The following is a 24,244-nucleotide window of genomic DNA, read 5'->3' on the forward strand; positions in this document are numbered from 1 at the left end:
CCCGAATATAGGTGTCATCTACCACAATGATACGTTGGTTAAGACTAAAAGGCATCATTGTGCTGTAAGGGGGAATGTTATTTGAGCTGAGCGGTAACATTTATTGTTTTTCAGGGGAAGTGGTATACGACACTTGGACACAGGCCGAGTCAGGCTGGAAACGCTAGTGATAACACGATATTTAGGCTCATAGTATTAACTAATGAGCCAAATCTATAACTTAAATAGAGGGAGCGTTATCTGGTTAAAATGTCACGTAACCGATCTTGGGCGACTTCTACCAGCAAATCAGGCTGGAATTTAGAAATAAACCGGTCACAGCCTACTTTTTTCACCATTGCTTCATTGAAGCTACCACTTAGCGACGTATTCAATGTGATGTACAGATCTTTCAATTTCGGATCACTGCGAATCTCGTGAGTCAGCTTATACCCATCCATTTCTGGCATTTCGGCATCCGTGATCATTAGCAGTAATTCACGAGGAACATCTTTACCCTCTTCACTCCACCCTTTAATTAAATGAAGAGCTTCAAGGCCGTCACGACATTCAAGAATATTCAGGCCAAGCTGAGATAAGGTTCCTTTGACTTGAGCTCGAGCGGTGGAGGAGTCGTCAACAATCAGAACATTACGACCGACCATCTGAGCGGCCAATTCTTCGTCCAATACGCCTTCAGAGATGGATACATCATAGTCGATAATTTCAGCCAACACTTTCTCTACATCAATGATCTCAACAATTTGGTGTTGGTCATTATCTTTGGTGTGAGTGATGGCGGTTAAATAATTCGCACGTCCTGCTGTTTTGGGTGGGGGCTGGATTTCCGTCCAAGCAGTGTTGACGATATTGCGCACTTGACCAACCAAGAAGCCTTGAACGGTACGGTTATACTCAGTAATGATCAGGTTCTGTTCTTGATCTTCTTGTCGAGATGGCGGGAAGCCAATCGCACTTCGTAAATCAATAACAGGAACTGAGACACCGCGTAGAGAAGCGACACCGGTAATGTTGTGATGTGATCCTGGCATTTTAGTGAGAGGTGGGACTTTGATCACCTCACGAACTTTGAATACGTTGATTGCAAAGAGCTGACGGCTGTTAAGACTGAACAGCAACAATTCCAATCGGTTTTCACCAACAAGATTCGTTCGCTGATCAACGCTATTTAAAACTCCGGACATACGATCTCTCAACTACTTTGTAATATATCAAAAATAGCCTAAAGCCAGGCTAAACAAAAATAAACCCATACAACTTGAAGGTTATATGGGTTTACATAAAAGATAAAGCTTCTTAGCTAGGAGCTTAGCCTTCTATCACTTTCATCAATAATAAACCGTCGTAAAGTGCCTGCTTTATCAAGGCTGCACCGGGCATGGTTGCCTGCTTATAGAAACGAGATTCGACCACTTCAAGGTCCTGATGATACACGGGTAAGCTTTGTTCCTTGATGCAATTTTGAATGGCTGGATAAAGGACAGCTTTCGCCTGGTTGATGGCTCCACCAATGAGGATTTTTTCAGGGTTAAACAAGTTAATGACAATGGCGATAGCAGAGCCTAAGTAACGGCCTAGTTTTTCAACTGCATCGACTGCAAGAGGGTCACCGTTGGCGGCGGCTTCACAAATGTCTTCAACGGTCAGTTCCTCGATTTCCGATAAAATTGACGCTTCGCCGTTGGCTAGTCGCTCTGATACCTCACTCCGGATAGCCTGAGAACTTGCGACCGTTTCCAGACAGCCACGATTACCACAATGACAAAGTTTACCATTCGGGTCGATTTGAATATGACCAAGTTCACCGATGTTACCGTGACGCCCTTGAAGCACACGGCCATCAAGGACAATACCGGCACCAAGACCATGGTGGATAGAAATCAGTACCGAGTTTTCGTTTTCCTGAGAATGACCAAACAGCTTCTCCGCCAATGCCCAAGCGCGAGTGTCATTGGCAATAAAAACAGGTAATCCCGTTGCTTTGTAAATTTCAGGGCCGAGAGAAAGGTTCTCAACATTATAATGCGGCATCTGTAAGACAATGCCTTTTTCTGAATTGACCAAGCCAGGTAAGGTGAGTGCAATACTGGTGACACGATCTAGTTGCTCAGAATAAGTCTGGAAAAACTCTTCTATTTCATGGAGTAAGCGAGCTAAGACGTCATCTTGATCAATTTCATGAATGTCGATTTTAGTGTCAATCAGAACATCACCACCCAACTCGTGCAATGCGATTGTCAAATAGCCGCGCCCAAGGCGCATCGAGAGAAACTGCCAACCCTCATTGTTCACCTGTAAGCCAACAGCCGGGCGTCCACGGCTGGTCGCTTCCTGAACGGTGGTTTCATGGATAAGGTGAGCATCAATCAGCTCTCGAGTAATTTTGGTGATACTTGCAGGGGCAAGCTCACTCTCTTTTGACAAGTCAATCCGAGAAATAGGGCCTTTCTGATCAATGAGTTTATATACACGGCCAGCATTGACCTGCTTGATATGATCAATATGACCTGGTTGAGCCATGTACATAGGGTGCTCCGAATATCAACAACTGAGCAATTTTTTTACTTTGCGAAGTAATTGTGAAGAGCTTTGATAGATTGCCGTGACAAGCATCACGGATAAACATGATTCTTTGGGCGTTCAATCAAATTGCAAAACAGATATCACATTTAACTCTGCATTTTTTTGCATTAATAAATATGTCTTTCGAGCGAGATAAATTACCCCTAAATCTCTCATAAGTCAGTATTTTGCATATACTCAATTAGGGTCTCTATTTTTTCATTAATGACTTACGGATCCACGGTTTGATCAAGGAAATCATCATGACAGCTATACAAAGAAGAACAAAAATCGTCACTACGTTAGGTCCATCGACGGACAAAGAAGGGATTCTAGAAGCGATCATTCAGGCTGGCGCTAATGTTGTCAGAATGAATTTCTCACACGGTACTGCAGACGATCATATTCAGCGCGCGACCCGCGTACGTAATATTGCAGCTCAACTGGGGACTCATGTCGCTATTCTGGGCGATCTTCAAGGGCCCAAAATTCGGGTATCAACATTCAAAGACAATAAGATTCATTTGACTGTTGGTGATACCTTTATCCTCGATAGCGATCTCGCACAGGGGCAAGGTGATCAAAATGCGGTGGGGCTTGATTATAAGGAGCTGCCACAAGATGTCTCAACAGGTGATATCTTACTTCTGGACGATGGTCGTGTGCAGCTACAAGTGACCAAGGTATCAGGTAATCAAGTCATTACGAAAGTCCTTATTGGCGGTTCACTTTCCAACAATAAAGGGATCAACAAGAAAGGGGGGGGGTTGTCAGCGGATGCCCTAACTGAAAAGGATAAAAATGACATCAAGATTGCTGCGCAAATTAAAGTGGATTACCTAGCCGTTTCATTTCCTCGCAATGGTGAAGATATGAAATACGCTCGCCGCTTGGCAAGAGATGCAGGGCTAGAAGCGAAACTCGTCGCGAAAGTAGAACGTGCAGAAACGGTTGAAAGCGAAGAGAACATCGACGATATCATATTGGCATCAGACGCTGTCATGGTTGCACGTGGTGACTTAGGGGTAGAAATTGGTGATCCAGAACTCATCGGTGTCCAAAAACAATTGATTCGCCGTGCGAGAAGTCTCAACCGTACCGTTATTACTGCCACTCAAATGATGGAGTCGATGATCGAAAACCCTATGCCTACTCGTGCAGAAGTCATGGACGTGGCGAATGCGGTTTTGGATGGTACTGATGCAGTGATGTTGTCTGGTGAGACGGCAGCAGGGAAATATCCCCTAGAAACTGTGCGTTCAATGGCTGAAGTCTGTTTGGGCGCTGAGAAAATGTCGGCAATTAACCGCTCTAGCTACCGTATGGACTCTGTATTTAAAGGGAGTGAAGAAACTATTGCGATGTCGACCATGTTTGCTGCAAACCACATGGAAGGCATCAAAGGTATTGTGACTCTAACGGAGTCAGGCCGGACGGCACTGATGATGTCTCGGCTCAGTTCAGGCTTGCCAATCTTTGCTTTATCACGCAATGAGAGTACCTTGAATCACACTGCACTGTATCGCGGGGTCACGCCTGTTTACTTTGACTCCAAAGGCGAGTCAGGTTTACCCATGGCCGTATCAGCAGTCGGCTGTTTGAAAGCAAAAGGCCTGCTGCACGATGGTGATTTAGTGATCATCACTCAAGGGGATGTCATGGATGTGGTTGGTTCGACTAACTGCATGCGAATACTTTCTGTCTAAAATTGCAGACAGAGTGAATTGATGGGATAAAAAACGCCTTGTGGAAACACAAGGCGTTTTTGTATTAGCGAATGATTATCTACTTCTTCGGCTGAGCATCAATACACTGACCACGCACGTCTTTGCTTTCGTTCGACATCAGGTGAAGATAAAGCGGCATGATATCCAGTGGCGTTTTCAGCAACTCAGCGTCTTCTGCTGGGTAAGCCTTCGCGCGCATGGAAGTGCGTGTACCGCCTGGATTAATCGCATTGACACGAATGTGTGTATCGCTCAACTCATCTGCCAGAATCTGCATCATGCCTTCCGTTGCGAACTTAGATATCGCGTAAGTGCCCCAAAAAGCACGGCCAGCATGGCCTACCGTGGATGAAGTGAATATGACACTCGCATCTTGTGACTTGTGTAGCAGGGGCAAAATCGCCTGAGTCATTAGGAATTGTGCTTTAACATTAACCTGCATGATATCGTCATATGTGTCTTCGCCAATCTGATCAAATGGGCTCAGTACACCCAGTTGACTGGCGTTGTGTAACACACCATCAAGCCGACCAAATTGACTACCAATGGTATCGGCCATATCAAGATAGTTTTGCTTGCTTGCGCCTTTCATATCCAGAGGAATGATCGCCGGTTGAGGGTAGCCAGCAGCTTCAATTTCATCGTAGGTTTGCTCAAGCTTCTTCACTGTACGACCTAACAAAATGACCGTAGCACCGTGCTGAGCGTAAGAAAGAGCGGCTTGCTTACCGATGCCGTCACCGGCACCAGTGACGAGAATGACTTTGTCTTTTAAAGCATCTGAGGAAACGGAATAATCCACGACATGCATCCTTATTGTAATGTTCTGCTTTATGAATCCGTAAGATGGTGGTTACAATACACTAATTCGCATATTAGGGGATATAACATTGGAATTTTTGTTGGACTACGGGCTGTTTTTAGCCAAGATTGTGACTGTTGTAGTCGCAGTGATTGCGATTCTTATTATTGCCAAAGCCGTAGGTGGAAAAAGTGGTGCTGCAAAGGGTGAGTTGGAGATCACCAACTTAACGGATCAGCATAAAAACACTGTTGAGCAGCTTGAGCATCACCTGCATGATTCAGCGTTTATTAAAGCGCGTGATAAAGCTGAGAAGAAGCAAGAAAAAGAAAAAACCAAGACACGTGAGAAAGAAATCAAGCAAGCCTCAAAAGACGGTGATTTGGACAGCAAGCGTGAGCCTCACCTATTTGTTCTGGATTTCAAAGGCAGCATTGACGCCAAAGAAGTCGCGTCACTACGCGAAGAAGTAACCGCAATTCTCGCGGTAGCTCGTGAAGGGGACGAAGTACTACTGCGCCTAGAGTCTGGCGGCGGTATGGTACATGGTTATGGTTTAGCATCGTCTCAACTGGATCGTATTAAGGCGGCTAAGCTGCCACTGACGATTGCGGTAGACAAAGTGGCTGCCAGTGGTGGTTACATGATGGCATGTATTGCTGACAAGATTGTTTCAGCACCATTTGCAATCGTAGGTTCCATTGGTGTGATTGCCCAGCTACCTAACTTCAATAAAGTGCTCAAGAAGTACGATATCGAGTATGAACAGCTCACAGCGGGCGAATACAAGCGTACCTTGACCATGTTTGGCGAGAACACCGATAAAGCGCGTGAGAAGTTCAAACAAGAGCTCGAAGAAACACATGGCCTATTTAAAGACTTTATTCGTGAGCGTCGCCCTGAGCTTGAATTAGATAAAGTGGCCACTGGTGAACACTGGTTTGGCACTCAGGCGCATTCACTGGGTCTGGTTGATGAAATCAAAACTTCTGATGATCTGGTTGTGGAAGCGTGCAAAGATAAAACAGTCTTAGCGATTCACTACGTAGAGAAGAAAAAGCTGACCTCAAAGCTTGCTGGATTAGCAGGTGAAGCGGCTGATAACGTACTGATGAAGCTGATTGATCGTGGTCAGCGTCCTATCGTGTAAGCTGACTTCTTTTGTTTAGTTAAATGAAAAGCCCCTCAACTGAGGGGCTTTGTGTATTTGGTTACTGTGCTTTAGGTTGCGAATGGTTTGGCTTGCGGTGTGCTGGTCTACGACGTTTCTGTCCATTATTGCCAGCCTTGTTTGAGGCTTTGCTAGTACTAGAGCTGCCATCCTGACGTTTACCACCATTATGACTCTTGGAGCCATCACCATTGGGTTTGTTATGGCCAAAATGACGCTTGTTTTTCCCCGCAGGCTTATGGCCACGAGCATTGTCACCTGAGCGCTGACCATCGGCATGGTCGACTTTTGGCTTCTTAGGCTTTTTCGGTTTCTTAGGTTTGATTGGGCGAGTGTCCAACTTAGATTCCGGCAGCACATTGACGGGCTTATAGCCTTCCAGCTCCAACCGAGGTAATACTTGCTGGATGAGTCGTTCAATACCAAATAGTTCACTGGCTTCTGCTGCTTCAACTAAAGAGATTGCTTTGCCGACTTCACCCGCGCGGCCAGTACGGCCAATTCTGTGGACGTAGTCTTCTGCTACGTGAGGCAGTTCGAAGTTGACAACCTGAGGCAGTTGAGGAATGTCGATACCACGTGCGGCAATATCTGTGGCAACTAATACACGCACTTCTCCGGATTTAAAATCAGCCAGTGCCTTGGTGCGTGCGCCTTGGCTTTTGTTACCATGAATAGGCGCCGCCGTAATACCTTGATCATTAAGGTAATGAGAAAGTCGGTTAGCTCCGTGTTTGGTACGGCTGAAGACTAGAACTTGTCTCCAATCACCATCTTTGATGAGCTTCACCAGCATCGGTGCTTTTTTACGCTTATCCGCTGGGTAGATAGATTGTTCAATGGTAACCGCAGTGGAGTTCTCAGGGTTAACAGAGACTTCGACCGGATCATTGACTAGACCTTTGGCTAGTTCGCGAATCTCTGCAGAGAAGGTTGCAGAGAACAGTAGGTTTTGGCGCTTCTCTGGAAGCAGGGCGAGAATTTTACGGATATCGCGAATAAAGCCCATATCCAACATGCGATCCGCTTCATCCAACACTAAAACTTCCAGCTGAGAGAAGTTAATTGCATTTTGCTGGTATAAATCGAGCAATCGCCCCGGAGTTGCGACAAGCACGTCAGTGCCTTTACGCAGCTTCATCATTTGTGGATTAATCTTCACTCCGCCGAATACTACATTCGACGTCAGGCGTTGATAACGGCTGTACTTAAACACGTTTTCCTGAACCTGAGCCGCCAATTCACGGGTCGGTGTCAGCACCAGTGCTCTCACATGGTTGCCTTTGACTCGGGTGCCATTATCTAATCGTTCTAGAATAGGTAATGTGAAGCCTGCGGTTTTACCCGTACCTGTCTGAGCCGCTGCCATGACATCTTTACCTGCTAACACTGCGGGAATGGCTTGCTCCTGAATTGGAGATGGTTTGTCATAACCCTGATCATCGATGGCTTTGAGGAGCGGGGCAGAAAGGCCTAAAGCGGTAAAACCCATAAATTGTTCTCTGTTTAAGGTGAGATAAGTGCTCTGGCGGCAATCGACCACCAGCAAAAGGGCGCCATTCTGAGCCCTTTGGTCAGGAACATCAATAGAAATTATCGCTGAGAGCGGTTAAGTCTTGTCTGAAAGTTTAGCTTAGTCGTGACAAAAGCAAGCACGAGACCTGCCAATGCGCCAAACAGATGAGACTCCACGGCTACACGGGCATTGATTAACTCGCTGGTCGATTGCGAGGCGCCCATGGTCATTTCCCAGCCCACTTTAGCTAATACGCCAATGACAAGTAACCAGCTACCTTTACGACCTTGTAAGGATTCCAGAAGCGCATAATAGGCAAAAATGCCATGTAGCACACCAGAAAGACCAACATAGCTAGTCATGCTTGTTGTCAGGTTTAGTACACCCACGGATAAGCTAATCACGAACAATACACAGAGCAGAGAAGTCACTCTTGGTTTAAACAGGTAAGTGATAACCCACAAGCCAGCCAGATTCATGCCTAAATGAGCATAGTTGGTGTGGGTGAAATTTCCTGTTAGGATTCGCCACCACTGGCCTTCAGAAATAAGTTGATAATGCCAGTATGTCAGGCTGGCTAACGGCTCGAACTGCACGCCTAGGCAGACTAAGCTGATAGCAATTAACAGAAGAAGTAAACGCACGCTATGTCCCGATATTGTTCTCAATGTGGTAAGTCACTCAAAGCTTGTATTTGTGAGTGGATACAAAGCCTAACATCGAATGTTGAGTTGGTCATCTTACAGCATCCGACAGAAACAAACAGGCCCATGGGCACAGCGCGTATTCTCAGACTCTCGCTTGAGAATAGTTACCTGTTTGAAGGTGAAAATTTTACTCAGCATAATGAGCTGAATCAGCTGTTGGCTGAGGAAAGCTATCAACATTTTGTGCTTTATCCGGGAGAAGTGTCTGTCAGCCATGAAGAGGTGACTAAAGCCGTCTTCAGAGAAGAAAAAGTACGGATTATTTTGCTCGATGGCACGTGGAAAAAAGCGTACAAAATGTGGCAATTGTCTGAAAATTTACAGGCATTACCTTTAGTACATTTGCCGGAGAACCTACAGGGAAATTATCGTATTCGCAAAGCTCCCAGTGACAATAGTTTATCTACCGTGGAGGCTGGCTACCATATCCTGACTTTGCTGCAACCAGAGCAAGACTTCACCCCATTACTTGATACGTTCAATCACATGATTGACTTTCAAATCAAGCAGATGCCACCCGGTGTGTTTGAAAAAAATTATCGGTAATAAACGCAAACTCGCCATTTGAGGTCTAAAATTATTTTCAAGCGCAGCGTTGTACAGTGAATCTTTGTCAGGATATGATTACGCGCAATCGTTTAGTTATGGCTGTTACGTCATAACCGATGCTTCGTATAATCCCACTGATAGGGTGTGGGAGTCTCTACCTGAAACCGCAAATTTCAGATTACGAAGAGTGAAGTGCATTGCGCTTTTCTCTTTGTATGTCTGATTATCTTCACAAGAGAAAAGCGTTTGTTGAATACCAATCGAATTGAATGGGGAGACAAGCGTGAACCAAACAGAATTTATTCGTCAGTTACCAAAAGTTGAGTTGCATCTGCATATTGAAGGTTCACTTGAGCCTGAGATGATGTTTGAACTCGCATTACGCAATCAAGTCGCGCTGCCATTTACCACGCCTGAAGAGGTCAAAGCCGCGTATGAGTTTACTAACCTTCAGTCATTCCTTGATATCTACTATCAAGGTGCCAACGTGTTGATTCATGAACAGGATTTTTACGATTTAACCTGGGCTTATTTGTTGCGCTGTCAGGCTGACAATGTCATCCACACCGAGATCTTCTTCGACCCACAAACTCATACTGAGCGTGGTATTGCGTTTGACACCGTGATCAACGGTATTCACCGCGCTTTGCAAGATGCGAAGACGCAATTGGGTATCAGTAGTCGAGTCATCATGTGTTTTTTACGTCATCTGGATGAGCAAAGTGCCTTTGTCACCTTAGAACAAGCATTGGCACACAAAGATAAAATCATTGGTGTTGGTTTGGATTCATCGGAAGTGGGCCACCCGCCAGAGAAGTTTGCTCGTGTTTTTGCCAAAGCACTCGAGGCTGGTTTTCTCACGGTCGCCCATGCAGGAGAAGAGGGGCCTGTTGCCAACATTTATAATAGCCTTGAATTATTGAAAGTGTCGCGCATTGACCACGGCGTGCGCTGCGCCGATGATCCGAATCTGGTGGTGTCGCTGGCACAGTCGCGTATGCCGCTGACGGTTTGCCCACTGTCCAACACTAAGCTCAAAGTATTTGAGGAGATGAAGCAACACAATGTTGTCGGTTTATTGAGGCAAGGGCTGTGTGTAACGATCAACTCAGATGACCCGGCCTATTTTGGTGGCTATATGACAGACAACTTTCTAGCTGTAGCAGACAGCCACATGTTGACGCAAGAAGAGTTGGCGCAATTTAGTCGCAATGCGATTGAAGCGAGTTTTATCAGTGACAGTGAGAAGCAACGTCTAATGAGCCGACTCGATGAATTTGTCGACAGGTGTTAGAAACAAGCGGAGCATAAACTCCGCTTTCTGTTAATGAGATGAGAACAACTGCTGGTGCAGTCTCTGAGCATGGCCGTCAGTCATCGATGAAATATAGTCCGCAATCACACGATAGCCTTCACTTTCACAGCTCATTTGTTGCCATTGATGGCGAATCGGTATTGGCAGTAATCGCTCAGGATCGGCACTGAGGGCTTCAAAGATATCCATAATGATCTGTTGCCCCTTGTACTCGACAACTTGAACATGAGGCACCTGAATCACATACTCACTGACAAAGCGCTTAAGTATCTCGAGTGCTTGTGCCATTTCAGGTTCTAAATAAGCATTAAATGCCAGCAGTTCACTTTCGAAAGGCGCGTCAACAGGCTTTATGGAAATACTGGTGAGTAATGCGTTCACCATGCCACCAATGGCGTCTTTACGCTGGTGGTGAGTACCGGAAAATAGCATCTCTGTAATGGAGTCGATATGGGCTTCAAACCAAGGCTCACCACTCTCCGAAAGCAAACTCGCCGCGCCTTCTATCCACTGGTGTCTTGTCACCATGCCAAGCACGACTGCATCTTCGAGATCATGCACTCCATAGGCAATGTCATCAGCCAGTTCCATAATGGAGCAATCAATGGATTTAAAGCGAGTTTTCTTGTGTTGATGCGGCATTACGTTTTCGTCACGCATCTGGCTGAACCGTTGCTTATCGGTTTCACTCAGCGGGGCAAGTACCCAGTCAAAGAGAGACTGGTCACAGTCATATAAACCCTTGGCGGGTGACCATTCCTTTGCTTTGAGTTGGCGCTGATGAGAGACGCTGTCTGGAGCGACATCTGCGTACGTTTGACTGATAAGAGCGGGGTATTTGATCAAACCAAGTAATGTCCGCCGTACGAGATTCATGCCAAAATTCTCAGTATAAGGCTCGAGCTTGGTGACAATGCGGAATGTTTGTGCATTGCCTTCAAAGCCGCCGTGCTCTCGCATCATATAGTTGAGGGCGACTTCACCGCCATGCCCATATGGTGGGTGACCGATGTCGTGGGCTAAGCAAAGTGAGTCAATTAAGCTATCACTCGGCAAAAGGTCGCGAAATTTTGGCTGTTTCTTTTTTATCTGCGCAACGATTCCCGTTCCTAACTGGGCGGCTTCGAGAGAGTGAGTAAGCCGAGTGCGGTGAAAATCGTCGAAACTGTTGCCATGAACCTGAGTTTTTGCCTGCAAACGTCTAAACGCTGCCGAATGAAGAATTCTCGCTCGGTCGCGTTGATAAGGACTGCGGTGATCGTCGCGACGGATCTTATGTTCGTCATCGTGGCGCTCATCCCATAAGGAGCTGATTTTGAACGTCATAATATGACCTTTGCTCTTATAACTTTACCAACCATTCTTTATTACCTAGCTAATCTCGTCCAGAGATAATTCAAAGCTTGGAGCGAATGTCGTGAGGAAGTAGTCCATTTCTGGGGTTCGTCTTTCCTGTAAAGTGACATCAAGGCGCTTCTTCGCCAGTGCATATTCGTGATTACCAGCGCTGAGCTCTTCAAGGCATTTCAGATAGGCACAGATAGTGTCGGCTTGCTTGACGATGATTTCGTCGTCGGGGTAGGCGGCTTGAGAGACCAAGTAAGGGGCAAAATCTTCTTGAAACTCTTCGGGTAACATCGACAGCAGTTTCTTTTCGGCGGCGGCTTCTATCTTCTTATATTCTTTTGCTATTTCTGGGTTGTAATATTTAACTGGGGTGGGAAGATCCCCAGTCAGCACCTCACTGGTATCATGGTACATCCCTAATAACGCAATCCGCTCGGGGTTGAGGTTACCACCAAATTTCTTATTTTTGATGAGTGCTAGAGCGTGAGCAACAAAGGCGACTTGAAGGCTATGCTCTGAGATATTCTCAGTCGATACTGAACGCATCAGAGGCCAGCGCTGTATCAGTTTCATTCGAGCAAGGTGGGCGAAGAAGTGACTTTCTTTGGTTTTACTTTCTGTCATATATCTCCCTCCAAAATAAAAAAGAGCACTCATTGAGTGCTCATTAAGCATATGAAAAATCGAATCTAATTACTACTACTGACTATAAGTCGATAGGAATCGTTCAAAACGACCAATCGCCATCTCAAGATCTTCTACGTGCGGGAGAGTGACGATGCGGAAGTGATCGGGTTTCGGCCAGTTGAAGCCAGATCCCTGAACCAATAGAACTTTTTCCTGAATGAGGAAATCAAGAACCATTTTCTGATCGTCTTTAATGTTATACATCTTAGTGTCAATTTTGGGGAACAAGTACATTGCGCCTTTGGGTTTGACACAAGATACCCCTGGGATCTGATTGATCAGTTCAAAAGCGCGGTCACGCTGTTCCAATAAGCGGCCGCCAGGTAGGATAAGCTCATTAATACTCTGATAGCCACCCAGTGCGGTTTGAATAGCATGTTGCATCGGTACATTGGCACACAAACGCATTGAAGCCAGCATGTCCAAGCCATTAACGTACCCTTGAGCGAGATGTTTCGGGCCGGTGAGGAACATCCAGCCACCACGGAAACCACAGACGCGATAGGCTTTGGAAAGACCGTTAAAGGTAACGGTTAAGACATCATCAGAGAGTGTTGCGACAGAAGTATGCGTTGCCCCATCATAGAGTACTTTATCGTAGATCTCGTCAGCGAAGATGATCAACTTGTGCTGGCGCGCAATTTCGATCACTTCCAAGAGAAAATCACGGCTGTAAACAGCACCTGTTGGGTTATTGGGGTTAATTAAGACAATTCCCCTCGTCTTTGGTGTGATTTTTTTGCGAATGTCATCGAGATCGGGGTACCAGTCTGCTTGTTCATCACATAGGTAATGCACTGCTTTACCGCCAGACAGAGCAACGGACGCAGTCCAGAGAGGGTAATCCGGCGCTGGAACAAGCATTTCATCGCCATTATTTAGCAACGCCTGCATCGACATGACAATCAGCTCAGAAGCCCCGTTACCGATATAGACATCTTCAACATCTAAAGAGCGAATCCCTTTACGTTGATAGTGCTGAACAACGGCTTTGCGCGCGGAATAGATGCCTTTTGAATCACAGTAGCCTTGTGATGTTGGTAGGTTACGAATGACATCAACTAAAATTTCATCTGGGGCATCAAAACCAAATGGGGCTGGATTACCGATATTGAGCTTCAGTATTTTATGCCCTTCTTCTTCCATACGCTTAGCATGTTTGAGCACAGGCCCTCTAATGTCATAGCAGACATTATCGAGTTTTGATGACATCCCGATATTTTGCATTGTATAAAACCTAGAAATGATTGTATTTCTTTATTAAAGTACATCAAAAAGCCCTTTGTTAGAATAAAAAACTGAGGTATGGCGCGTTTTTGTATGCACTTTGCTCGTTTGCAATCACAGGATCATGCAAAAGATGGGCTACAACCTTGATCTGAATAAGGTCTATTAATAGAGTAGCGAGATAAAATGAATAAGAATCCCTAGGCATACGAGGCTGATTTGTCACACTTTCATCAAGCCGTTACTGAACTGATTGAACGCGTAAAGGATGCAGAAGGCGGCGTAAACCGTCTGGTTCAAGTTCTTGAGGAAAAACCTGACTTTGCATTTATCGATTGGCTGGAAGCTCAGCCACTCTTCCCTAAGTTTTACTGGCAGTCTCGCGATACCCGTGAGGAAGTGGTAGCGCTGGGGCAGCTACATACCTTTGTCGACCCGGCACCCGCTTACACGATTTTAGCTGATGGCCAGCGAGTATGGGGGGGGCGTTCTTTCGACGGTCAGACGGAGAAAAATCGTCGCTGTATGTCCTCTTTCTTTTTCCTACCACAAGTTGAGTTAATTCGTTTCGATGACCGTTGGTCATTGGCCGTTAATCTCACTGCGGAGAAGCACCGTACTCTTGCAGGGCTGAAGAAACTTCAGATTGATGTTGGTGCATTGCTTCCCGTTTCAGCGCAGATCAAAAGCATCAGCCACATACCGGAAAAGCCGCAATGGTCTGAACTGGTTGAGAAAGTTCTGACTGGTATAGAGAATGACGACTTTAAGAAAGTGGTACTGGCCCGCAGAACTTCCGTGCAGATGGACTGCGCGGTAAGTGCTGCGCAGCTACTGAAATCAAGTTATCTGCAAAACCACCATAGCTTCCACTTTATGCTCTCTCTGGATAAAAAGCACAGTTTTATAGGCTCTACACCGGAACGTTTGTATGCCAGACAAGGTCAGGAGCTCTACACTGAAGCTTTGGCGGGCACGATAGGCCGAGGCGACAACGCCAGCCACGATATGGAATTGGCAAATTGGTTATCGCAAGACAGCAAGAATCTTAATGAGAACCAATATGTGGTCGATGACATTATCGATCGACTAACGCCTCACTCGGAGCATGTCGAGGTTGAGCAAGAAGTCCGCTTGGTTAGGCTGCGTAAAGTTCAGCACCTTAAGCGCAGTATTCACGCCCACCTCAAAACTGGAGTAAATGGGGTTCAGTTGCTGAGTGCCTTACAACCGACAGCGGCTGTTGCAGGACTGCCACGCAAAGAATCAATGAAATTTATTCGAGATAATGAGCCCTTTGCACGTGGCTGGTATGCGGGGTCGATGGGGTTCATCAGCCACCAGCGCGCCGAGTTTTGTGTTGCAATACGCAGTGCTCTTATTCTTGGTGAGGAGATCCAGTTATTCGCAGGTGCAGGTATAGTACCGGGGTCTATTGCCGACAATGAATGGCAAGAGTTGGATAAGAAAATGTCAACATTGCTGTCTTTGATTGCTGACACACCCCCGCTGGGAGTGGCGTCATAAATGAGTCTGCACAATCAAGCCATTATGAACCGTATTTGGTCTCAGGTACTGCTTGAAGAGTTATCTCGCTTAGGTGTCAGTGAAGTGTGTATTGCACCGGGTTCGCGTTCGACGCCTTTAACGCTGGAAGCGCATCAAAATAACAAGTTGAAACTGCATACGCATTTTGATGAGCGAGGTTTAGGTTTCTTAGCTCTCGGTTTAGCGAAGGCAAGCGATAAGCCAGTCGCATTGATTGTCACATCCGGAACCGCTGTCGCCAATCTGTTGCCCGCAATAGCAGAGGCAAAACTCACAGGTGAGAAACTGGTCGTGCTAACTGCAGATAGGCCCGTAGAATTGGTTGGCTGCGGAGCCAATCAGGCGATCAATCAAGTGGGGATATTCTCCTCTCATGTGAGTGCCACTCTTGAGTTACCCAGCCCTTCAGAGTCAGTAGCGCTTAAATGGTTGCTGACTTCCATAGATCAGAAAATGTCTGAACAGGCAGAGCAAGGCGGTGCGATTCACATCAATTGCCCATTTCCAGAGCCTTTGTATGGCTCTGAGTCGAAAGGAATATTTCAGGCCTATCTTGATGAAGTAAAAACTTGGCTTCACTCTGATATGCCTTATAGTTGCAAGGTTCGAACTCAGTCCTTGCCCTCGCTTCACGATGTCAGTTCTTCTGATAAACCGGGGGTGATTGTCGTGGGTAGTGTCACCTTAGAAGAGGCCCAACAGGCGAAACAATTAGCCGAAACTCTGGGCTGGCCTTGTCTGTGTGATCCGCAATCGGGAGTTTCGTCTCCTTTCGCACATTATGATCTTTGGTTGCAGAATTCTACTGCGCAAGCGGTGCTAAATCAGGCTCGTGTCATTGTGCAGTTTGGCTCGCGGATTGTATCGAAACGTCTCAATCAGTGGATATCTCAGCAAGTCGAATCGAGACAAGCGGATTACCATTATGTTTCTCCCCAAGTTGATCGCAACAACCAAAATCATTTACCACAAACTCATCACGTTGTCGGCATTGGGGTTTGGATAGAGAGTTGGCTGCGAGAACGTGTTGGCGGCAAGAATGTTCACTATGGCTGGGCAAAGGAGTTAGAGCATTATTCACAATGTGCAGTGGCACTATCTGAACAAAGCCACCAGTCAGTCAATGAAATTGCTTTGGCTAAATCAGTCAAAGACTTACCACAACCAACGCAGGTCTTTTTGGGCAACAGTTTATTTGTTCGGCTGGTGGATATGTTTGGTTCGATGCCAAACCTTGAAACGTTTAGCAACCGAGGTGCATCAGGGATCGATGGGCTGATTGCGACTGCTGCGGGAGTTGTACGTGCAAATCCTCAACCCAGCGTATTGTTTATTGGTGATACCTCAGCGCTGTATGATCTCAACTCGCTCTCTTTACTGACCCACGAAAAAACGCCACTGGTGATTGTCGTAGTTAACAATGACGGAGGGGCTATCTTTGATTTGCTCCCTGTCCCCCAAGCACAAAAACAGCCTCTCTATCAGATGCCTCATGGTTACACTTTCGAGCATGCTGCGATGCAATTTGGCATTCGATACCAAAAACCGACCACTCTTGCCGCTTACAGTGAGTTAGTGAGTCATCATTTACAGCAGGGTGAGGGCGCATTGCTTGTCGAAGTACAGACACCTCCTGAACAAGCCTCCTCACAACTGAAAGAGATAACTCAGCGACTTCATGCTCTATAGCTCCTTCCACAATACGGAGAGCCACGATAGCTCTCGACCTGTAATTGTTTATCTGCATGGCTTGCTGGGTAGCAGTGAAGATTGGAGTGCCTGCAGGCAATTGCTCCCCGAATATTCATCGTTATGCATCGATCTGCCCGGTCATGGCATGAGCAAATTGATGCATTGTCGCGATTTTAAAACGTGCTGCGATCAAATATCTGACGCTTTACTCACTCAATTTCCTCACCATCCCCCTATAGTGTTAGTGGGTTATTCAATGGGGGCTCGAATTGCGATGGTAGGGCTCACTCAACAGTATTTTTCCGCACATAATATTCAAATGCTTATTTCTGAAGGTGGTCACTTTGGGTTGCATGATCGTGCGGAAAAAAATGCTCGATTAAACAATGACTCTCGTTGGGCTGAGCGATTTCAAAATGACCCCATTGAACAAGTGTTAAACGATTGGTATCAGCAGCCGGTATTTAGTTCACTAAATCATGAGCAAAGACAAACAATCATTGATAAGCGCAGTGCTAATCTAGGTCCATCCGTCGCAAAGATGCTGATGGCGACAACCTTGGCAAAACAAGATTACTTGCTTGAGTCATTGGCTGATTTAAGCATGCCGATACATTACATTTGTGGTGAAAAAGATATGAAGTTCAGTCAGCTGGCTGAACAGAGTGGTTTGTCTTTTAGCCAGGTAGCGCAAGCTGGGCATAATGTTCATGTGGAACAGCCCGAAGCATTTGCCGCGATTATTCAATCTCAAATTCGCGCTTTCTTCTAACAGCGCAATCTCAACAAACAGGAATCACCATGGCAAAAACAGTCGGTATTTCAGAAGAAGAACTCTATGCTCCAGTGCACTGGAACGATTGCACGGGCGAATATGCAGATATTCAGTACCATAAATCCGAAGATGGTATTGCAAAGATCACCATTGCTCGTCCTCAAGTCCGCAATGCGTTTCGCCCTCAAACTGTCAAAGAGATGATTAACGCACTGGCTGACGCTCGTTACGATGAAGGCGTGGGTGTGATCATTTTGACAGGCCTTGGTGAAAAGGCTTTCTGCTCGGGTGGTGACCAAAAGATCCGTGGTGATTATGGTGGTTATCAAGATGATTCCGGCACTCACCACTTAAATGTATTGGACTTCCAGCGTCAAATTCGCACTTGCCCCAAACCCGTCATTGCGTCAGTAGCTGGCTGGGCAGTCGGCGGTGGCCATGTTTTACATATGATGTGTGACTTGACCATTGCCGCAGAAAACGCTCAGTTTGGTCAGACGGGGCCAAAAGTTGGTTCGTTTGATGGCGGCTGGGGTGCCTCATACATGGCTCGAATTGTTGGGCAAAAGAAAGCGCGCGAGATTTGGTTCCTATGCCGTTTCTATGATGCTCAAGAAGCACTGGATATGGGGCTAGTGAATACAGTTGTGCCTCTTGAAGAATTGGAAAAAGAAACGGTTCGTTGGTGTCGCGAAACTCTGCAGCACAGCCCGATGGCACTGCGTTGTCTCAAAGCCGCTCTGAATGCTGACTGTGATGGTCAGGCCGGTCTTCAAGAGTTGGCTGGTAATGCGACTATGATGTTCTATATGACTGAAGAAGGTCAGGAAGGGCGGAATGCGTTCAATGAAAAACGTCGGCCTGACTTTAATAAATTCCCTCGTAATCCTTGATGTGTTGTTTTGGGTAATACGTGAAGATAAAGGTGCTTAACTCAATACTTTTATCTGCCATTGAAGCCCAAAATAGTGAACAGCATAGATTGAAGATTACAAAATAATTAGAAGGGATATTGGTATGAGAACAGCCAAGCTGTATCGCTACAAGCTGCCGATGGACAGCGGTGTGATACTGAGAGAGCAAAGACTCATGGAACGAGAAGGCTTTGTGGTTGTACTAGAAAACAACGGGGAAATCGGTAGAGGTGAAATTGCACCTCTACCGGGGTTTAGTATTGAGAGTATGGATGAGGTTTCATCTCAACTAATAGAGCAACTAGCCATGTGGCAGAGTGGTAAACCCTTTGATGATAAGGAGTTGTACCCCTCTGTGGCTTTTGGGCTATCTATGGCTGAGCTGGAACTGAACAATGGCCTCCCTGACATGGGGTGCTATCAGGCTGCACCTTTGTGTTCAGGTGATCCGGATGAACTGCTGCCTAAGCTCCACAGTATGCAAGGTGAGAAAGTAGCCAAGATCAAAGTAGGGTTGTATGAACCTGTCCGCGATGGGCTCATCGTCAGCCTGTTTTTGGAGTCCATTCCAGACCTTACGCTAAGACTAGATGCCAATAGCGCTTGGACGGCCGAGAAAGCGCAACAATTTGCTAAAAAGATAGCGCCTTCATTGCGTCAAAGAATTGCGTTTGTTGAAGAGCCGTGCCAAGCACCGGGGGATAGCTTCTCTTTTGCGATTGATACGGGTATCGCGATTGCTTGGGATGAAACCCTTCAACACGCCATTCGCAAGGATGATTTTAAACTCGAGGACTTTAACGGTGCTAAAGCCATTGTGATTAAGCCTACCCTTATTGGCTCTGTCGAACGCTGTGTCGAGCTCATAGAAGAGGCTAAAAAGTTGGGGATCAAGCCGATTATCAGCTCCAGTATAGAATCGAGTTTAGGTCTGACTCAATTGGCTCGCTTTGCCCACTGGCAATTGCCAGAAGAAGTTCCAGGCTTAGATACGATAGGTCTGTTTGCACAGCAGCTAGAAGTTACTTGGCCTGGCTGTGATCTTCCGGTGACTTCTCTGTCAGATCAGTCACTAATCTGGCAATCTTAATGCACAACCAACTCTCTCCTTTGAAACAATGGGCTCAGTCGAGCCCATCTTCATTTGCTCTGGATCATCAAGATCAGCAATACTCTTGGGCTGAGTTGGCTGATCTTGTCGATGAAGTGGCGTCCAATCTTTGTGAGCAGGGTCTAGTACAAGGTGATGTGTTTACCTGCATTAGTAAAAACAACTTAGATTTATTACTCGCGTACTTGGCTTGTATGGAGATTGGAGCAATATGCGCATTGGCCATGCCGCAAACACCAGCGGAGCTTGAAACCAAGCTAAAGTCACTTTACCCCTCTTGTATTGAGCCTAAAGTCTGGGTATCGAAATCTGATTCACTGCTATCTTCATTGTCGACATTTGATGTCGGACGTTCAAATTCTCATCACTATTGCTCAGGTTATCAGCCAGATAATATCGCCTCTATCGTGTTTACCTCAGGTTCAACGGGCAATCCCAAAGCGGTTGCACACACTAACGCGCAACATATTGCTTCTGCCTCTGGTCTATTGGAAGTGTTTTCCTTTAAACAGGACGATTGTTGGTTGCTAAGTTTGCCTATGTATCATGTGTCTGGGTTAGCCATCGTCTATCGTTGGTTGTATGTTGGGGCTACATTGAAACTAGGAAGCGGAGTTCTGGTTGAAGATATTCGTCAAGTGACTCACGCATCGCTGGTGGCTACGCAATTACAACGTCTTTTGGAGAGTGGTTCGCCACTTGATTTAACCCATGTCTTACTCGGCGGGAGCCATGTCCCATTGTCATTAAGCCAAAAAGCAGCACAGCAGGGGGTGGAAACCTGGTTGGGCTATGGGATGACTGAAGCAGCGTCAACCGTGACGGCAAAAAGAATCGACAATCGCGACTCAGCAGGCAAAACCTTACCTAAACGTCGAATCCGGCTTAAAGGGCAAAGAATCTACATTGGCGGTGAAACTCTGGCTTGTGGTTACTATCGATGTGGGGTTGTGGAGCCTATTACACGCGATGGGTGGTTTGACAGTAAAGACTTAGGTGAGTGGGTTGAAGGCGAACTCAAAATTATTGGTCGAGCTGACAATTTATTTATCTCAGGTGGTGAAAATATTCATTGTGAAGAAATTGAAGCAGTGCTTAACCGACTTCCCTACATCGTGCAGTCAGTCGTGATCCCTGTGGAAGACAGCGAGTTTGGCCATCGCCCAGTTGCAGTGATTCAAGGACAGCACTCTCTAAACGTTGTGAACATTGAGCAGGAACTCAGTAAAGCTTTGACACGCTTCAAATGGCCAGTTGCTTACTATGAGATGCCAGAATCACTGTATCAGTCAGGAATTAAAGTTTCTCGGAAAGCGGTAAAAGATTGGCTTTTGAGTCAGCTAGAGCAGTAAAGTGATGCGCCAGTTGTAGCGCCACTTCAAATATTGTCGTTAATGGACAGGCAACTTAGTTGAATTGGATCTTTCATAGTCCAAATCTGAATTTATCAAACTTATAACTCTATCTCATAATAACTTCGGAAATATGAGGATATGGATATAAGAGGCGTGGATGAAAGCCGTTATCGTGTTGGCAATATTGATTCAGATTCTGGTTGCTGTGCAAAGTGAAGGATTAGTACGCTCACTGGCGGAATTATCTGCGTTTGTTTTTGTCGTTGCTTTGGTACTGAGGTATCAAAGGCACAAGCGCAGAAAGCTGAAAGTAGAACCAGAAGAGCTTTAACTGAGCGTTAGCCATGTCAGTGAGCTGACAGAGATCACAATCCACAATGTAATACCGAACATCAGAGGTTTTGGCCCAGCGGATTTGATCTTTTCCACCGAAATTCCGCAGCCAATCAAAAACAAACACACTACCAACGTCCGTTTCGCGACATCAAATATCCCTTGATAAACCACCTGAAACTGAGGAAATAGATCGCTCATTGCAATAGCAGCACAGTAGAAAAAGATGAAGTAGGGGATAGTGATTTTCTTCGAGTCACTGCGGAATAAAAAGGCGCTGAACAATGCAACCGGAATAATCCAAAGTGCTCGCGCCAGTTTTAAGGTTGTTGCGGTGGTAAGTGCTTCCTCACCGTAGGCGGATGCCGCGCCAACGACGGACGAAGTGTCATGAATAGCAATCGCTGCCCATATGCCGAAAGTCTGTTGGTCGAGGTTTAATGCATGACCAATCACTGGGAAGATAAATAATGCGATGGAGTTTAGGACAAAAACCGTTGCTAGAGAAAGGCCGATTTGTTCATCATTTGCTTTGATGGCAGGGGAAACAGCCGCAATCGCACTACCGCCACAGATTGCTGTTCCAGAAGAAATCAGGTAACCCGTTTCTGCATTGAGGCCAATGGCTTTTGCTGCCCACCAGCCTATGAACAAAGTGCCGATAATAGTGGTAATGATAAGACCTATACCATCTGAGGTAACAGCAAGGGCAGTTTTGAATTGAATGCCGAAGCCCAAACCGACGATTGAATAAGCCAATAGTTTTTTGGTCACTTTTGCTAGATTAAAATCGTGCGGTACCATGCCCAATGAAGCCAACAGAAAACCAATCACCAATGCGGTTGGTGAGGTAATCCATGGTGTTAGGCATACGATTAAGGCTAACCAGAATGGCAGTGGCTTTTTCATCGTTGTCATTACAAAAAATAGCAGTCAAAGCAGTCGGTGAGTGTAACGAAATCCGGCCGATTAGTAGATTTGAATGAATTGAACATACGTTCAGATTTAATGAACGTATGTTCGCGGAATTATTTCCAATCACCTCGTAATTTAGCTACTTTCGCTTGCATCAGAGCTGTGTTAGCTGCGGATGGCTCGACGGGCTGACCTGCTTCGATCTCTAACTTAGACCAAAAGCGAGTAGGCAATCCACTGCAGGCTTTGCCTTTATAGCGGCTAAAGAAACTGCCCCACAACCCTTTAATTGCCATTGGGATCACAGGAACAGGGCTACGCTTGAGGATGATATCCATGCCGCGCATGAAGTCGTTCATCTCCCCATCGTCAGTTAAGCGGCCTTCTGGAAAAATACACACGAGGTGACCTTCGCTAAGCGCTTGTTCAATCTCACTGAAAGCTGTACGAATGGAACGGCGATTGGATGCGGAAATGGGGATAACACCTGCACGTTTGAGAAATCGACGCAGAGGTGGCAGGTTGGCGTAGTCTTCTTCCATGACAAAACGGATCAGTCTAGGGCAAACGGCACTCAATAGTAATGCATCCATATAACTCACGTGATTACAAACAATTAATGCCCCCCCTTGTTCAGGCAGGTGGTGTAGGTTTTTATGCTTCACCCGATACATGGTATGCGTGAGAATCCAGACGATGAATCGTACCGCAAAAATGGGTACGCGTAGGAATAGAGTCACCGCAACCACCAGATTCATTACTGCCAGTAGAAGAAATAGTTGGGGAATACTTATGCCAATGAGGGCAAGGCAGACAATGCCGAGGACCGCACTGCCCACCATAAACAGTGAGTTATAGATGTTGAGTGCTGCAATGACCTGAGCTCGTTCTGTGACTTTGGCGCGCTGTTGCATCAATGCGTATAAAGGGACGATAAAAACGCCCCCAGATGCCCCAAGTAGGAGCAGTGATATAAATACTGGCCACAGGGGCTGATAAGCGACAAAGTCGGTGAAAGTCTCAAATTCAGGCAAGTTAGCAGGGACAGACATCGCCATTAAGACACCAAACGCGCTAATTCCTAAACTGCCAAGAGGGACGATTCCGATTTCAATTCTATGGTTAGACAATTTATCACAAGCGAGTGAGCCTGCAGCAATACCGACAGAGAAAAGAGCCAACAAAAACGAGACTGCACTTTCGCTACCATTGAGGTAAATTTTAGTGAAGTTAGGGAATTGAGTCAGATAGGCGGCTCCTAAGAACCAGAACCAGCTAATTGCCATCAAAGCTTGGAAAACCGTCTTATCGGACTTGGCAATAGCGATGGTGTTACGGGTTTGCTTGATGGGCTGCCAGCGGAATTTCAAGTTTGGCGCACAGGCGGGGGCTTCGGGAATTGAGCGACTCGATAGGTAACCAAAGAACGCGAATACCACCACGCTTGCTGCGGCGATATATTTTGCACTCTCTGCAGAGGCGATAAGGCCTGCACCCAATGTGCCGAGAAGAATGGCGAGGAAGGTCCCTGTCTCAACCAAGGCATTACCCGGTACCAGCTCTTGTGGCTTAAGTTGCTGAGGTAATAACGCATATTTCACTGGGCCAAAAAATGCGGATTGTGTCCCCATAAAGAACAGCAAAATTAACAGGATGATGTAGCTTTCGGTAATAAAACCAATTGCCCCTAGGCACATGATGCCAATTTCAGCCAGTTTGACCTTCCGAATAAACCACGATTTCTCATATTTATCAGCTAATACTCCTGCGGAGGCAGAGAAAAGGAAGAAAGGCAAAATGAATAAGCCTGCCGCTAGGTTGATGAATAGATCACTGGAGATAGGTAAGGCTCCAGCACCCGCAAAAGCAACAAACAACAGTAAAACGTTTTTGAAGATATTGTCGTTGAAAGCCCCAAAAAACTGGGTGATAAAGTAGGGCAGAAATCGTCTCTGCCCTAAAAGAGAGGTTTGGCTGTTTGGCATGATGAT

The 24,244-nt window shown here is 46.1% G+C and carries 21 protein-coding genes and 1 riboswitch; of the genes, 11 read left to right on the forward strand and 10 right to left on the reverse strand.

Annotation, left to right across the window (positions count from 1 at the left end):
* Positions 1-236: 236 nt before the first annotated feature.
* Both L1D23_RS09275 and L1D23_RS09280 read right to left on the reverse strand, forming a co-directional pair.
* Positions 237-1,184, reverse strand: a complete 948-nt coding sequence (locus L1D23_RS09275) for a chemotaxis protein CheV (protein WP_239837364.1) — start codon at positions 1,182-1,184, stop codon at positions 237-239.
* Positions 1,185-1,308: 124 nt separating this feature from the next.
* On the reverse strand, positions 1,309-2,526 hold the full coding sequence (locus L1D23_RS09280) for an ROK family protein (protein ID WP_239865759.1): 1,218 nt from the start codon (positions 2,524-2,526) through the stop codon (positions 1,309-1,311).
* Between the two features lie 299 nt (positions 2,527-2,825).
* Between L1D23_RS09280 and pyk the strand changes: the two genes are divergently transcribed.
* Positions 2,826-4,268, forward strand: a complete 1,443-nt coding sequence (gene pyk / locus L1D23_RS09285; protein ID WP_239865761.1) for a pyruvate kinase — start codon at positions 2,826-2,828, stop codon at positions 4,266-4,268.
* A gap of 79 nt (positions 4,269-4,347) precedes the next feature.
* On the opposite strand, the gene L1D23_RS09290 is transcribed toward pyk, so the two are convergent.
* Positions 4,348-5,091 (reverse strand): YciK family oxidoreductase, encoded by a 744-nt coding sequence (locus tag L1D23_RS09290; RefSeq protein ID WP_239837361.1) that lies wholly within the window; start codon positions 5,089-5,091, stop codon positions 4,348-4,350.
* An 88-nt stretch (positions 5,092-5,179) separates the two neighbouring features.
* Here L1D23_RS09290 and sohB point away from each other — a divergent pair, with 88 nt between their 5' ends.
* On the forward strand, positions 5,180-6,241 hold the full coding sequence (gene sohB, locus L1D23_RS09295) for a protease SohB (RefSeq protein ID WP_239865762.1): 1,062 nt from the start codon (positions 5,180-5,182) through the stop codon (positions 6,239-6,241).
* Between the two features lie 61 nt (positions 6,242-6,302).
* On the opposite strand, the gene L1D23_RS09300 is transcribed toward sohB, so the two are convergent.
* Positions 6,303-7,754, reverse strand: a complete 1,452-nt coding sequence (locus L1D23_RS09300) for a DEAD/DEAH box helicase (RefSeq protein WP_239865763.1) — start codon at positions 7,752-7,754, stop codon at positions 6,303-6,305.
* Positions 7,755-7,855: 101 nt separating this feature from the next.
* Positions 7,856-8,422 carry a rhombosortase gene (gene rrtA / locus L1D23_RS09305; RefSeq protein ID WP_239865764.1) on the reverse strand — a complete coding sequence of 189 codons (567 nt, stop codon included), beginning with the start codon at positions 8,420-8,422 and terminating at the stop codon, positions 7,856-7,858.
* A gap of 3 nt (positions 8,423-8,425) precedes the next feature.
* Between rrtA and L1D23_RS09310 the strand changes: the two genes are divergently transcribed.
* Both L1D23_RS09310 and L1D23_RS09315 read left to right on the forward strand, forming a co-directional pair.
* Positions 8,426-9,031 carry a DTW domain-containing protein gene (locus tag L1D23_RS09310; protein ID WP_239865765.1) on the forward strand — a complete coding sequence of 202 codons (606 nt, stop codon included), beginning with the start codon at positions 8,426-8,428 and terminating at the stop codon, positions 9,029-9,031.
* A 104-nt stretch (positions 9,032-9,135) separates the two neighbouring features.
* A riboswitch (purine riboswitch) is annotated at positions 9,136-9,235 on the forward strand.
* Between the two features lie 82 nt (positions 9,236-9,317).
* Positions 9,318-10,328 (forward strand): adenosine deaminase, encoded by a 1,011-nt coding sequence (locus tag L1D23_RS09315; RefSeq protein WP_239865766.1) that lies wholly within the window; start codon positions 9,318-9,320, stop codon positions 10,326-10,328.
* Positions 10,329-10,358: 30 nt separating this feature from the next.
* Here the strand turns inward: L1D23_RS09315 and L1D23_RS09320 are convergent, their stop codons facing one another.
* From L1D23_RS09320 to L1D23_RS09330, 3 genes are all read right to left on the reverse strand, one after another.
* Positions 10,359-11,675, reverse strand: coding sequence for an anti-phage deoxyguanosine triphosphatase (locus tag L1D23_RS09320; protein WP_239865767.1), 1,317 nt, complete (start codon positions 11,673-11,675; stop codon positions 10,359-10,361).
* Between the two features lie 45 nt (positions 11,676-11,720).
* Positions 11,721-12,320 (reverse strand): 5'-deoxynucleotidase, encoded by a 600-nt coding sequence (gene yfbR / locus L1D23_RS09325; protein ID WP_239865768.1) that lies wholly within the window; start codon positions 12,318-12,320, stop codon positions 11,721-11,723.
* A gap of 75 nt (positions 12,321-12,395) precedes the next feature.
* On the reverse strand, positions 12,396-13,610 hold the full coding sequence (locus L1D23_RS09330) for a pyridoxal phosphate-dependent aminotransferase (RefSeq protein ID WP_239837342.1): 1,215 nt from the start codon (positions 13,608-13,610) through the stop codon (positions 12,396-12,398).
* Positions 13,611-13,829: 219 nt separating this feature from the next.
* Here L1D23_RS09330 and L1D23_RS09335 point away from each other — a divergent pair, with 219 nt between their 5' ends.
* From L1D23_RS09335 to L1D23_RS09365, 7 genes are all read left to right on the forward strand, one after another.
* On the forward strand, positions 13,830-15,137 hold the full coding sequence (locus L1D23_RS09335) for an isochorismate synthase (protein ID WP_239865769.1): 1,308 nt from the start codon (positions 13,830-13,832) through the stop codon (positions 15,135-15,137).
* The gene (gene menD, locus L1D23_RS09340) at positions 15,138-16,847 is read left to right on the forward strand and encodes a 2-succinyl-5-enolpyruvyl-6-hydroxy-3-cyclohexene-1-carboxylic-acid synthase (protein WP_239865771.1); all 1,710 of its coding nucleotides are present in this window, start codon (positions 15,138-15,140) and stop codon (positions 16,845-16,847) included.
* A complete protein-coding gene (gene menH, locus L1D23_RS09345) occupies positions 16,837-17,622 on the forward strand; it encodes a 2-succinyl-6-hydroxy-2,4-cyclohexadiene-1-carboxylate synthase (RefSeq protein WP_239865772.1) in 786 nt (261 codons plus the stop codon). Before menD ends, menH begins: the two co-directional genes overlap by 11 nt.
* A 29-nt stretch (positions 17,623-17,651) precedes the next feature.
* The gene (gene menB, locus L1D23_RS09350) at positions 17,652-18,518 is read left to right on the forward strand and encodes a 1,4-dihydroxy-2-naphthoyl-CoA synthase (protein ID WP_239865773.1); all 867 of its coding nucleotides are present in this window, start codon (positions 17,652-17,654) and stop codon (positions 18,516-18,518) included.
* A gap of 124 nt (positions 18,519-18,642) precedes the next feature.
* On the forward strand, positions 18,643-19,629 hold the full coding sequence (menC, locus tag L1D23_RS09355) for an o-succinylbenzoate synthase (protein WP_239865777.1): 987 nt from the start codon (positions 18,643-18,645) through the stop codon (positions 19,627-19,629).
* Entirely contained in the window at positions 19,629-21,002 is a 1,374-nt protein-coding gene (gene menE, locus L1D23_RS09360; protein WP_239865779.1) for an o-succinylbenzoate--CoA ligase, read from the forward strand. Before menC ends, menE begins: the two co-directional genes overlap by 1 nt.
* Before the next feature lie 160 nt (positions 21,003-21,162).
* A complete protein-coding gene (locus L1D23_RS09365; protein ID WP_239865781.1) occupies positions 21,163-21,336 on the forward strand; it encodes a hypothetical protein in 174 nt (57 codons plus the stop codon).
* Here L1D23_RS09365 and L1D23_RS09370 read toward each other — a convergent pair.
* Both L1D23_RS09370 and L1D23_RS09375 read right to left on the reverse strand, forming a co-directional pair.
* On the reverse strand, positions 21,333-22,256 hold the full coding sequence (locus tag L1D23_RS09370) for a putative sulfate exporter family transporter (RefSeq protein ID WP_239865783.1): 924 nt from the start codon (positions 22,254-22,256) through the stop codon (positions 21,333-21,335). The genes L1D23_RS09365 and L1D23_RS09370 overlap by 4 nt on opposite strands.
* Before the next feature lie 110 nt (positions 22,257-22,366).
* The gene (locus L1D23_RS09375; protein ID WP_239865785.1) at positions 22,367-24,238 is read right to left on the reverse strand and encodes an MFS transporter; all 1,872 of its coding nucleotides are present in this window, start codon (positions 24,236-24,238) and stop codon (positions 22,367-22,369) included.
* Positions 24,239-24,244 lie beyond the last annotated feature (6 nt).

Source organism: Vibrio sp. Isolate24, from assembly GCF_022398215.1.
Taxonomy (GTDB): domain Bacteria; phylum Pseudomonadota; class Gammaproteobacteria; order Enterobacterales; family Vibrionaceae; genus Vibrio; species Vibrio coralliilyticus_A.

Coding starts and splice junctions, on each gene's coding strand:
- L1D23_RS09275 (WP_239837364.1), bottom strand. CDS start 1,184: ATGTCCGGAGTTTTAAATAGCGTTGATCAGCGAACGAATCTTGTTGGT.
- L1D23_RS09280 (WP_239865759.1), bottom strand. CDS start 2,526: ATGTACATGGCTCAACCAGGTCATATTGATCATATCAAGCAGGTCAAT.
- pyk (WP_239865761.1), top strand. CDS start 2,826: ATGACAGCTATACAAAGAAGAACAAAAATCGTCACTACGTTAGGTCCA.
- L1D23_RS09300 (WP_239865763.1), bottom strand. CDS start 7,754: ATGGGTTTTACCGCTTTAGGCCTTTCTGCCCCGCTCCTCAAAGCCATC.
- L1D23_RS09310 (WP_239865765.1), top strand. CDS start 8,426: ATGTCCCGATATTGTTCTCAATGTGGTAAGTCACTCAAAGCTTGTATT.
- L1D23_RS09320 (WP_239865767.1), bottom strand. CDS start 11,675: ATGACGTTCAAAATCAGCTCCTTATGGGATGAGCGCCACGATGACGAA.
- yfbR (WP_239865768.1), bottom strand. CDS start 12,320: ATGACAGAAAGTAAAACCAAAGAAAGTCACTTCTTCGCCCACCTTGCT.
- L1D23_RS09330 (WP_239837342.1), bottom strand. CDS start 13,610: ATGCAAAATATCGGGATGTCATCAAAACTCGATAATGTCTGCTATGAC.
- menD (WP_239865771.1), top strand. CDS start 15,138: ATGAGTCTGCACAATCAAGCCATTATGAACCGTATTTGGTCTCAGGTA.
- menH (WP_239865772.1), top strand. CDS start 16,837: ATGCTCTATAGCTCCTTCCACAATACGGAGAGCCACGATAGCTCTCGA.
- menB (WP_239865773.1), top strand. CDS start 17,652: ATGGCAAAAACAGTCGGTATTTCAGAAGAAGAACTCTATGCTCCAGTG.
- menC (WP_239865777.1), top strand. CDS start 18,643: ATGAGAACAGCCAAGCTGTATCGCTACAAGCTGCCGATGGACAGCGGT.
- menE (WP_239865779.1), top strand. CDS start 19,629: ATGCACAACCAACTCTCTCCTTTGAAACAATGGGCTCAGTCGAGCCCA.
- L1D23_RS09365 (WP_239865781.1), top strand. CDS start 21,163: ATGAAAGCCGTTATCGTGTTGGCAATATTGATTCAGATTCTGGTTGCT.
- L1D23_RS09370 (WP_239865783.1), bottom strand. CDS start 22,256: ATGACAACGATGAAAAAGCCACTGCCATTCTGGTTAGCCTTAATCGTA.
- L1D23_RS09375 (WP_239865785.1), bottom strand. CDS start 24,238: ATGCCAAACAGCCAAACCTCTCTTTTAGGGCAGAGACGATTTCTGCCC.